General features: G+C 72.7%; 9 protein-coding genes and 1 pseudogene. 6 read left to right on the forward strand and 4 right to left on the reverse strand.

Annotation, left to right across the window (positions count from 1 at the left end; genetic code table 11):
- Positions 1–94 precede the first annotated feature (94 nt).
- Both QWJ41_RS16100 and QWJ41_RS16105 read right to left on the reverse strand, forming a co-directional pair.
- On the reverse strand, positions 95–2464 hold the full coding sequence (locus tag QWJ41_RS16100) for an MMPL family transporter (RefSeq protein WP_302709414.1): 2370 nt from the start codon (positions 2462–2464) through the stop codon (positions 95–97).
- A 42-nt stretch (positions 2465–2506) separates the two neighbouring features.
- Positions 2507–3133: a TetR/AcrR family transcriptional regulator gene (locus QWJ41_RS16105; protein ID WP_302709415.1), complete on the reverse strand. Its 627-nt coding sequence runs from the start codon at positions 3131–3133 to the stop codon at positions 2507–2509.
- A gap of 155 nt (positions 3134–3288) precedes the next feature.
- On the opposite strand from QWJ41_RS16105, the gene QWJ41_RS16110 reads away from it, so the two are divergent.
- Positions 3289–4626, forward strand: a complete 1338-nt coding sequence (locus tag QWJ41_RS16110) for an NAD-dependent malic enzyme (protein WP_302709425.1) — start codon at positions 3289–3291, stop codon at positions 4624–4626.
- Positions 4627–4639: 13 nt separating this feature from the next.
- Here the strand turns inward: QWJ41_RS16110 and QWJ41_RS16115 are convergent, their stop codons facing one another.
- Positions 4640–5395: a hypothetical protein gene (locus QWJ41_RS16115; RefSeq protein WP_302709416.1), complete on the reverse strand. Its 756-nt coding sequence runs from the start codon at positions 5393–5395 to the stop codon at positions 4640–4642.
- 187 nt (positions 5396–5582) lie between these two features.
- On the opposite strand from QWJ41_RS16115, the gene QWJ41_RS16120 reads away from it, so the two are divergent.
- From QWJ41_RS16120 to QWJ41_RS16130, 3 genes are read left to right on the forward strand one after another with little or no spacing between them, the layout of a single operon-like run.
- Positions 5583–7124, forward strand: a complete 1542-nt coding sequence (locus QWJ41_RS16120) for a fatty acid desaturase (protein WP_302709417.1) — start codon at positions 5583–5585, stop codon at positions 7122–7124.
- Positions 7124–7315 (forward strand): ferredoxin, encoded by a 192-nt coding sequence (locus QWJ41_RS16125; protein WP_302709418.1) that lies wholly within the window; start codon positions 7124–7126, stop codon positions 7313–7315. The genes QWJ41_RS16120 and QWJ41_RS16125 overlap by 1 nt, the downstream gene beginning before the upstream one ends.
- Before the next feature lie 58 nt (positions 7316–7373).
- Complete coding sequence (locus QWJ41_RS16130; RefSeq protein WP_302709419.1) at positions 7374–7949, forward strand: TetR/AcrR family transcriptional regulator; 576 nt, start codon at positions 7374–7376, stop codon at positions 7947–7949.
- Positions 7950–8033: 84 nt separating this feature from the next.
- Here the strand turns inward: QWJ41_RS16130 and QWJ41_RS16135 are convergent, their stop codons facing one another.
- Positions 8034–8909, reverse strand: coding sequence for a GTP-binding protein LepA (locus QWJ41_RS16135; protein WP_302709420.1), 876 nt, complete (start codon positions 8907–8909; stop codon positions 8034–8036).
- 22 nt (positions 8910–8931) lie between these two features.
- On the opposite strand from QWJ41_RS16135, the gene QWJ41_RS16140 reads away from it, so the two are divergent.
- Positions 8932–10386, forward strand: a complete 1455-nt coding sequence (locus tag QWJ41_RS16140) for an MFS transporter (RefSeq protein WP_302709421.1) — start codon at positions 8932–8934, stop codon at positions 10384–10386.
- 19 nt (positions 10387–10405) lie between these two features.
- Positions 10406–11084 (forward strand): annotated as a pseudogene (locus QWJ41_RS16145) (hypothetical protein); the annotation flags it as partial.

The following is an 11084-nucleotide window of genomic DNA, read 5'->3' on the forward strand; positions in this document are numbered from 1 at the left end:
TCGGGCCGGCTCGGCGCGAAGTCTGGCCGGGTCGGCAGCAGCCCCCGGCCGAGGTGGCCGGGGGCTGCTACGTCGTACGTCGTCGCGGGGCGGGTCAGACCCGGTGGCTCTGCTCGTCGTTGAGCTCGTCGAGCTCGTGGTCGAGGTCGGAGTCCTCGGCGTGGTAGCCGGGACCCCGGTCGAGCTTCTCGCCCTCGACGTCGACGTCGGGCAGGACCTTGTCGAGCCAGGCCGGCAGCCACCAGGACTTCTCGCCCATCAGGTAGAGCAGCGCCGGGATCAGGACCATCCGCACCACGAAGGCGTCGAAGACGATCGCGATGGCCAGTGCGAAGCCCATCGACTTGATGATCGCGTCGTCCTGCAGCACGAAGGCGGAGAAGACCGCCGTCATGATCGCGGCCGCTGCCGTCACCACGCGTGCCGAGTTGCGGAACCCGTCGACGATCGCCTCCGGGGTCGACATCCCGTGCACGCGGGCCTCGCGGATGCGGGTGACCAGGAAGACCTGGTAGTCCATCGCGAGGCCGAAGACGACGCCGATCAGGAACAGCGGGATGAAGCTGACCAGCGGCTGGCCCTCGACGAACCCGCCCCAGCCGAGCTGGAAGACCGCCACGGTGGCGCCCAGGGTGGCCAGCACCGAGAGCAGGAAGCCCAGGGTGGCGGTCAGCGGCACCAGGATCGAGCGGAAGACGATCATCAGCAGGATGAAGGCCAGGCCCACGATGATGGTCAGGTAGACCGGCAGGGCGTCGGCGAGCCGGTCGGAGACGTCGGTGGTGATCGCGGTCAGGCCGGTCACGCCGATGTCGGTGCCGGTCGCGTCCTCGATGCCCGGCTCGCCCTCGCGCAGGTCGGTGAGCAGGTCCTGCGCCTCGGCCTCGGCCGGGCCGAACTCGGGCAGCACCTGCACCAGCGCACCGGTCGGGGTGGCCGCGGGCGTGCCCGGCTCGGCGGTGGGGTCGGCGTTGGTGGCCACGACCTGCGCGTTCTCGACGCCGTCGAGGCCGCTGGCCCAGCCCACGACCTCGCCGAAGGCCGCGCCCTGCTCGCCGTCGGCCACGTCGCGGGCGTCGACGACGACCAGCAGCGGGGCCTCGCGGCCGGGGCCGAACTCGGCCGCGATGATGTCGGAGGCCTGGCGCTGGGTGGTGTCGCTCGCAGCGGTGGAGTCGGTCGGGAAGGCCAGCTGCAGCTCCTTGAGCGGGATCGCGAGGGCGCCCAGGGCGACCACGACGGCCAGCACGAGGGCGACCGGACGCTTGCCGACCCAGCGGGCCCAGCGCACGCCGTTGTTGACGACCAGGCCCTGCCCGTCGCGCGGCGGGGCGTAGCGGCGGACCTGGCCACCGAAGGCCCGGCGGCCCAGCAGGCCCAGCACCGCGGGCAGCAGCGTGAGCGAGATCAGCACCGCGACGAACACGGTCGCGGCGGCCGCCAGGCCCATCGCGCTGAGGAACGGGATGCCCACGACCGAGAGCGCCGACAGGGCGATCAGCACGGTCAGGCCGGCGAAGACCACGGCCGAGCCGGCGGTGCCGACGGCGATGCCCACGGCGCGGGCCCGGTCGTCGGTGTGGTGCAGCTCGGTGCGGTAGCGGGCCAGGATGAAGAGCGTGTAGTCGATGCCGACGGCCAGGCCGATCATCGTGGCCAGGATGGAGGTGCTGCTGGAGATGTCGACCAGGGCGGTCATGGCGGTGACACCGGTCAGGCCGATGCCCACGCCGATCAGGGCGGTGATGATCGGCAGCCCGGCGGCCACCAGGGACCCGAAGGTCAGGATCAGCACGAGCAGGGCCACGCCGATGCCGAGGGCCTCGGAGGCCAGGCCGGGGGTGGCGAAGCCGGTCGCGCCGGGGCCGTTGGCCTCGACGACCAGGCCCTGGTCGCGAGCGTCGTCCATCACCTCGTCGAGGGCGTCGAGCGTCTCGGGCTCGACGTCGGCGGGGCTGTCGACGTCCCAGGTGTAGGTGACCAGGCCGGTGCGGCCGTCCTCGGTCAGCGGCGAGAGGGCCGCGGCGTCGGCGCGGGCCTGCTCCACCGAGCCGCCGGAGGCCTTCGCCTGGTCGACCAGCTGCTGCTCCTGGCCGGCCGCGACCTGGCCCGGGGGCAGGATCTCGACGTCGTCGGGCTGCTGCGGCAGCGCCTCGAGGTCGGCGATGAGGTCCTCGACGACCGCGGCGTTCTCGGGGTCGGCGAGGGTCTCGCCCTCGGGCGCCTGCACCACGACGTTGACGTTGGCCTGGTCGAAGGCGCTGGTGGCCCCGGGGAAGAGCTCGGCCTGGAGGTCGGCGGCCTGCTCGGAGGGGATGCCGGGGATGGTGAAGTTGTCCGACATCGGCTTGGAGAAGGCGGCGGCGAGGCCGATGATCACGGCCAGCACGACCACCCACGCGGCGATGAAGAACGGCCAGCGTCGGTAGGCGGTGGTCCCGAGTCGGGCGAGCAGGGTGGCCATGGTGTCTGTCTCCTGTGTACGGCGGGGCGCGTGGGTGGTCGGTCAGCGGCCGAGCAGCTCGCCGGCGGCGTGCAGCTGGTCGGCGAACAGGCCGACGAGGTCGGTGTCGGTCGGGTCGTCGGTGGCGAGGTAGATGCGCATGGCGGAGTCGAAGACGGCCACCAGCAGGCCCACCACGAGGTGGGCCCGGTCGTCGCCGAGGGCGGGGTCGCGCTGCAGCAGCAGCGCGGCGATGTCGTCGGCGGTCTGCTCGAAGTGCTGGTGGACCGCCTCGGTCAGACGGCTCGAGCAGGTCAGCAGGGTGCGCCGCAGCGCGACGTTCTGCGGGGCGAAGTCCTCGTCGCCGAGGATCGGGCGCGCCAGGACCGCGAGGTCCTCGACGAGCTGCCCGGTGGGTCCGCCGGCCACGAAGGTGGCGAAGGCCGCCTGCGCCAGCGGGTCCTCGCGCCGGGTGGGGGAGCCCGCGGCGCCGAGCACGGCGTCGACCTTGGAGCTGAAGTAGTTGAACAGGGTGCGTCGCGAGACCTCCGCGGCTGCGGCCAGCTCGTCCATCGTCCAGCCGTCGAGTCCGTGGTCCTGGGTCAGCTGCATGGCGCACCGGTTGATGCGGGCGCGGGTCAGCACCTGCTTGCTGGGCCGACTCTCGACCCTCGTTGCACTTTCAGCCATGGAGTGCAGTCTGCACTATCGATCCAAGAGTGCAGAACTTTGTGCGCAGGCTCACAAGCACGGACGCCCGCGCGTCCGACTTGCCGGTAACCACTTGGTGGGCGGAGGCTGAGCACGTGTCCAGGTCAGCCACCACCTCGTCGTACTCGATCACCATGCGCCTGCACACGGCGCCCGACCACGGAGTGGTGGGCGCGGTGGCCACCGCCATCAGCCAGGCCGGCGGCATCGTCACCGCCATCGACGTGGCCGAGTCGAGCCACGAGCGCCTCGTCGTCGACGTCACCTGCTCGGCCGGCGACGCCGACCACGCCCAGGAGCTGCAGGACGTCGCGGCGGACGTGCCCGGGGTCGAGGTCTACCGCACCAGCGACCGGGTCTTCCTGCTGCACATCGGCGGCAAGATCGAGGTCGGCTCGAAGGTGCCGCTGAAGAACCGCGACGACCTGTCGATGGCCTACACACCCGGCGTGGGCCGGGTCAGCATGGCGCTCTACGAGAACCCCGAAGACGTGCGCCGGCTGACCATCAAGGGCAACTCGGTCGCGGTCGTCACCGACGGCTCCGCGGTGCTCGGGCTCGGCAACATCGGACCCGGCGCGGCGCTGCCGGTGATGGAGGGCAAGGCCGCGCTCTTCAAGCGCTTCGCCGACATCGACGCCTGGCCGATCTGCCTCGACACCCAGGACACCGACGAGATCGTGCGCGCCGTCGAGCTGATCGCCCCCGGCTTCGGCGGCATCAACCTCGAGGACATCGCGGCCCCGCGCTGCTTCGAGATCGAGCGGCGCCTGCGCGAGAGCCTCGACATCCCCGTCTTCCACGACGACCAGCACGGCACCGCCATCGTGGTGCTCGCGGCCCTGACCAACGCGCTGCGCGTGGTCGGCAAGCAGCTCGACCAGGCGCGCGTCGTGGTCGCCGGCGCGGGCGCGGCCGGCACCGCGATCGTGACGCTGATGCTCGCCGCCGGGGTCGGCGACGTGGTGGTCTGCGACAAGGACGGCGCGCTCTCCGGCGACGACGAGACCCTCTCGCCGGCGATGGCCGAGCTGGCCTCGCGCACCAACCACGAGCGCCGCCGCGGCGACCTGCACACGGTGCTGCACGGGGCCGACGTCTTCATCGGCGTCTCGGCCCCCGGGGTGCTGCAGCCCGAGTGGATCGCCGACATGGCCGACGACGCGGTCGTCTTCGCGCTGGCCAACCCCGACCCCGAGGTCGACCCCGCGCAGGCGGCGAAGTACGCCGCCGTGGTCGCCTCGGGCCGCTCCGACTACCCCAACCAGATCAACAACGTGCTGGCCTTCCCCGGCGTCTTCCGCGGGCTGCTCGACGCCCGCGCCTCCAACGTGACGATCGAGATGATGCTGCGCGCCGCGGAGGCGATCGCGCACGTGGTCCACGACGACGAGCTGAACCCCAGCTTCATCATCCCCACGGTCTTCCACCCCGACGTGCCCGGCGCGGTGGCCTCGGCGATCAAGGGCTGAACGGCTCGGCTCCTCAGGCGGAGGAGTCGGGAGCGGTCAGGCGCAGCTCCTCGAGCGGGCGCATCTGCACGCGGCGGTCCAGCGCGCGGGCGACGTCGGCGCGGCGCTGGGCGGTGACCGTGACGGCGTACGGCGCTCCGCGCACCAGCACGCTGCCCGACCACAGGCGCGGGTTCTTGGACTTCTTGACCTGGGAGGTGCGCCACCGGTCGCGCCGCACGCCGCTGGAGGAGCGGTCGCGGACCGCCTCGACCCCGTGCAGCTTGTCGAAGTAGCGCCGCGCCGCCTTCTGTCCGCTGACCTGGCTGTAGGTGATGGAGACCGGCCCGCCCAGCTCGACGTCGCAGGTCCACATCGCCGGCCTCGTGTACTGCGGGTTCTCCTCCAGCTCGTCGCGGCAGGTCTGCTTGCCCGGGTCGAAGGAGGGGAAGACGTGCTGGAGGCCGTCGCGGCCGGTGGGCAGCGCGCACGAGCGCTCGTCGGTCTTCTCGTCGCCGTTCCAGCAGGTCACGCCGGTGCTGTCGGTGCCTGTGGTGGGGCTGCTGCTGGCGGCCGGCTCGTCCTCGCCGGGCCAGACCAGCGTGCTGCCGACGTACGCCGCCACCGCGAGCCCGGCCAGGAGCGGCACCACGACCAGCGCGGTGCGGGCCCGGCTGGGGCGTGAGTAGAGCGCCTCGAGCATCCCCGCGGGCAGGCCGAGGGTGCTGTCGGGAGCGGTGTCGGGATCGCGGTCGGTCTCGGATCCGTCGGGGCGACGGGGAGCGCTCACGTCCGCCTCCTCGTGGTCGGTGGCACGGCGGCGGGGCCCATTGTGCCCGTTCGTCAGCTCGGCCGGCTTCACCTCTGTGGGGTGGGCGAAGGTTTACAACTAGCCCCCTCTTGTCAATCTGCTTGACAATCTCTACGGTGTTGTCAAGCAGATGTCGTGACCCCCCGTCACCGCCAGGAGGCTCCCCGTGGCCAGCAGCAGCCCCACACCGTCCCCGCAGGTCCCCCGCTCGACCGTGCCGGAGGGCTCGACCGAGGCCTGGCGCGACCACAAGCGCCACCTGTGGCTGATCGGCCTGGTCGTGCCCTCGCTGGCCTTCGTCGCCGGCGGCGGCTGGGCCCTCACCGGGTGGGGCGTGTGGTTCTGGATCGGCCCGATCGTGGTGCTGGGCATCGTCCCCGCGATCGACCTGGTCGCCGGGCTCGACCGCGCCAACCCGCCCGACGACGCGATCGAGGCGCTCGAGAACGACAAGTACTACCGCTGGATCACCTACGCCTTCCTCCCGGTCCAGTACGCCGGCTTCGTCGGTGCGCTCTACGTCATCGCCAACGGGGCCCCCTTCGGGCTGGGCGAGCTGAGCCTGCTCGACAAGATCGGGCTGGCCACCTCGATCGGCGCGATCGGCGGCATCGGCATCAACACCGCCCACGAGCTGGGCCACAAGCGCGAGGCCAACGAGCGCTGGCTCTCGAAGATCGCCCTGGCCCAGAGCTTCTACGGCCACTTCTACATCGAGCACAACCGCGGCCACCACGTGCGGGTGGCCACCCCCGAGGACCCCGCCTCGAGCCGGTTCGGGGAGTCCTTCTACCGGTTCTGGCCGCGCACCGTGCTGGGCTCGCTGCGCAGCGCCTGGCACCTGGAGAAGAAGCGCTACGCCCGCAAGGACACCCACCCCTTCCACCTCGGCAACGACGTGCTCAACGCCTGGGCGATGTCGGCGGTGCTGTGGGGTGCGCTGGTGGTGTGGCTGGGCCCGGTCGTGCTGCCCTTCCTGGTGCTCCAGGCCGTGGTCGGCTTCTCGCTGCTCGAGGTCGTCAACTACATGGAGCACTACGGGATGCTGCGCCAGAAGGTCGGCTCGGGCACCCGCCAGCGCTACGAGCGCGTCGACCCCTCGCACTCGTGGAACTCCAACAACATCGCCACCAACGTGCTGCTCTACCACCTGCAGCGCCACAGCGACCACCACGCCAACCCCACGCGCCGCTACCAGACCCTGCGCGACTTCGAGGAGAGCCCGGTGCTGCCCACCGGGTACGCCGGCATGATCGTGCTGGCGCTCGTGCCGCCGCTGTGGCGCCGGGTGATGGACCCCCGGGTGATCGACCACTTCGAGGGCGACCTGACCCGCGCCAACCTCGACCCCCGCAAGCGCGAGCGGATCCTGGCCGCGCACCCGGCCCCCGCCGTGGCGGGCGCCCCGACCGTCGTGCCGACTCCGGCCGCGGCCCCGGCCACGCCCGCTGCCGAGCCGGGCGCGTCCCCGGGCGTACCCGCCGACGTGCCGGCGCCCGCGGCCCAGGAGAGTTCTGAGGACGACGAGGTGCTGGCCGCGCGCTGCCCGGGCTGTGAGTACACCTACGAGGTCGCGGTCGGCAACGAGCTCGAGGGCTTCGCCGCCGGCACCGCGTGGGCCGACATCCCCGACGACTGGTGCTGCCCCGACTGCGGGGTGCGCGAGAAGGTCGACTTCGTCGCGCTCAGCAACGCCGAGGCCCGCTGATGCGCATCGAGGTCGACCGCGAGCGGTGCGAGGGCCTGGGCATGTGCGAGGCGATGGCCAGCGACGTCTTCGAGATCGACGACGACGAGGTGATGCACGTGCTCGTGGAGGAGCCCGCCGAGTCGCAGCGTGCCCACGTGCACGCCGCGGTGCAGGCCTGCCCGGTGCTGGCGCTGAGCCTCACGGGCTGAATGGGCCGCCCGGGCGGGCGATGCCTGCGGGGGAGGCGGTGCTTCCTACACTCGAGACGTGAGCACCGCCACCGTCCCCAGCATGCGCGACCGGGTCGTCGACGCCGCCGTGCGGCTGACCACCGAGGTCGGCTGGGCCAAGGTGACGATGGCGCGCCTGGCCGACGAGGTGGGCGTCTCGCGCCAGACCGTCTACAACGAGGTCGGCACCAAGGCAGGCCTGGCCGAGGCGATGATCCTGCGCGAGCTCGACCGCTTCCTGGCCAGCGTGACCGTCGCCTTCGACGAGCACCCCGACGACCTGGTCGAGGCGATCCGGGCCTCGGCCCGCTCGGTGCTCGAGGTCGCGCCCAGCAACCCCCTGCTGCACGCCGTCGTCTCGGCCACCCACGGCGCCGACACCGAGCTGCTGCCGCTGCTCACCACCCACGCGGGCTCGCTGCTGGCCGCGGCCAAGGACGTCATCGCGGCGCGGATCGCGCCGTACGACGTCGACCTGCCCGCCGCCGAGCTCGACACCGCCACCGACATGGTGGTGCGGATCGTGCTGAGCCACGTCATGCAGCCCTCCGGCCCCGCCGAGGCCACCGCCGACCAGATCGCCTGGATCGCGGCCCGGGTGCTGGGCGCCTAGCCCACCCCGACCCACGGGAGATTCATCGGCCGGCCGACGGATCTCCTGGGTGGACGATGAAGCTTCATCGGCCACCCACCAGGTTCATCGGCCGGCCGATGAAACTCCGGCGGCGCGGGCCAGGGAGAGCTCGCGGGCCTCGCGGAAGGCGCGGGTGACGTACTCCGGCACCGGCAGCCCCTTGTCGCGCGCCCAGAGCAGCTCCATCTCGACGCGGGCGATCTGGGCGGTGAAGTCGGAGTCGTCGTCGATGCCGAGCGTGGCCATCAGGTCGCCGAAGTCGGCCTTCTGCGCGTCGTCGTTGGCGCCGACGGGGGAGAAGGAGAGCCGGCGCAGGTGGCGCACCAGCCACTTCTGCCAGGCCGCCAGCTCGCTCCACAGCAGCCGCGCGGAGAGCTGGTAGAAGGCGTAGTGACCGGGCTCCTGGCGCCGGATCGGGGCGATGATCGTCTGGGCCACCGCCGACTCACCCATCTCGGCGACGCCGTCGTGCAGCAGGTTGTAGGCCAGCACCGCCGAGCGCTCGGTGGCCATGCCGGTGACGTAGTAGAGCATCCGCGAGACGTCCTGGAAGGCGCCGAGGTGGCCCAGCGCCCCGAGCACCTTGAGCTTGGTGCCGATCGAGTCGAGGTCGGCGTCGGCGTTGTCGCGGCCCAGGCGCACCTGCAGCTCGTCGAGGATCCGGCCGTGCTGGATCTCCTGGGGCTGCCACACGTCGCGGTAGAAGTGCACGTCGACCTCGGGCGGGTCGGGCAGCATCGTCATCAGCTCGAGCACGTTGCGGTCGACCTCGAGCTCGACGCGGGCCATGTAGTCGAGCACGTGGCCGAAGCGGGCCTCGAGGGCCACCGGGTCGACGACGGTGAAGTCGACGGAGTCGAGGGAGATGGGCGGGTGCTCGGCACCGAGCCGGTCGACGTGGTCGACCAGGCGCTGGGCTGACGCGCGGGGCTGGGACACCCTCGGATCCTAGGCTGGGCAGGTGTCCACGTCCGCATCACCCGACGACCCTGCCGGCAACCCGGCCGGCGACGCGCCCGACGCCGGGCTGGTGCGCACCGGCTCGGCCACCGGGCGGGCGGTGGTCGCGGCGGCGACCCTGGGCTCGGGGATGTCGCTCTTCGACGGCACGGTGGTCAACGTCGCGCTGCGCACCATCGGTGCCGACCTCGACGCCTCGATCAACGACCTGCAGTGGATCACCAACGCCTACCTGCTCGCCCTGGCCTCGCTGATCCTGCTCGGCGGCTCGCTCGGCGACCGGCTCGGCCGGCGCCGGGTCTTCGTGGCCGGCACGCTCGGCTTCGGGGTCGCCTCGGCGCTGTGCGGGCTGGCGCCGAACGCCGAGGTGCTGGTCGCCGCCCGGGCGCTGCAGGGCATCGCCGCCGCGCTGATGGTGCCCGGCTCGCTGGCGATGATCCAGGGCGCCTTCCACCCCGACGACCGGGCGCGCGCGATCGGCACCTGGACCGGCCTGGGAGCGATCGCGGCCGCCGCCGGCCCGCTGGTGGGCGGGGCGCTGGTCGAGCACGCCGACTGGCGGCTGATCTTCTGGATCAACCTTCCGGTCGCGGCGCTGACCCTGTGGCTGGCCCGCGGCGTGCCGGAGACCCGCGACCCCGGAGCGGCCCAGCACCTCGACCTGCCCGGGGCGGTGCTCGGCGCGCTCGCCCTGGGCGGTGTCACCTACGCCCTGGTGCAGTGGGGCGACCCCGCCGCCTGGCCGGCGCTCGCGGTCGGTCTGGCCGCCGGGGTGGCCTTCGTCGTGGTCGAGTCGCGGGTCGCCGAGCCGATGCTGGCGCTGGGGATCTTCGCCGACCGCACCTTCTCGGCCACCAACGCGATGACCCTGCTGGTCTACGGCGCCCTGTCGGTGCTGCTCTTCATGCTGCCGCTGCAGCTGCAGGTGGTCGGCGGCGACGGCCCGCTCGCAGCCGGGCTGGCCACGCTGCCGCTGCCGCTGGTGATGCTCCTGCTCGCCGGGCGCGGTGGGGCGCTGGGGGCGCGCATCGGGCCCCGGATCCCGCTGACGCTCGGCCCGCTGGTGATGGCGACCGGCGTGCTGCTGCTGCTCGGCGCCGGGGAGGCGGCGTACGTCGTCGCGGTGCTGCCGGGCGTGGTCGTCTTCGCGCTCGGTCTCGCGCTGCTGGTGGCCACGCTGACCGCGACCGTGCTGGCCGCGGCACCCGACGAGCACGCCGGCATCGCCAGCGGTGTCAACAACGCGGTCTCGCGGGCCGGTGGCCTGCTGGCGGTCGCGGCGGTGCCGAGCCTGGTCGGGCTGAGCGGCGAGGAGTACGCCGACCCCGCGGCGCTGGACCCCGCCTGGACCCTGGTGGTCCTCAGCTGCGCCGGCCTGCTGGTCGTCGGTGGAGCGATGTCGTGGGTGGCGCTTCCGCACACCGCCTACGCTGGTGGCCGGGGCCGCGTGGGGTGAGCCCGGGGAGGAGCGCGCCATGACGCGAGCGGGCCTGCGAGGTGCGCGGCTGCGCCGACGTGCGCCGCTGGGTGCCGCGCTCGTGCTGAGCCTGCTGCTGTCCTCCTGCGGCGGCTCGGACGCCGACGAGGACACCGAGGGCGCCGGTGCCTCCGACGCCGCGAGCGCCCCGTCGCCCGCCACTCCCGCGAAGGGCGCCGGTGGCAAGGACTCCGAGGACGGCGGCGGTTCGAGAGACGGCGAGCAGCCCACGGTCGGTCTCGACCCGGCGTTCGCGGTCGACCCGCCCGGACGGCTCAAGGACCTGCCCCGCACCGCCGACATCCTGGTGCAGACCCAGAGCGGCATCCCCGAGGAGACGCTCGAGGAGATCCGGGCGCTGCCCGGCGTCCAGGACGTCGAGCAGTTCTCGATGCTGCAGGTCGGCATCGAGAACCGGGTGCTCAACCTGGCCGCCGTCGACCCCGCCACCTTCCGCCGCTTCACCCCGGGCCAGGTGCCCCAGAGCCGCGAGGTCTGGGACCGGGTCGCCGGCGGCGAGCTGGCGATCAGCCCCGAGCTGCAGAAGAAGCTGCCCATCGACGAGCAGGGCTTCGTCACCCTCGACCAGGGCAGCCCCGAGGTGCACCTGGGCGCCCTGGCGCCGCAGATCGAGAACGCCGTCGACGCGGTCGTCAACGACAAGTGGGGCGCCGAGC

The organism is Nocardioides cremeus, from assembly GCF_030518195.1.
GTDB classification, from domain to species: domain Bacteria; phylum Actinomycetota; class Actinomycetes; order Propionibacteriales; family Nocardioidaceae; genus Nocardioides; species Nocardioides cremeus.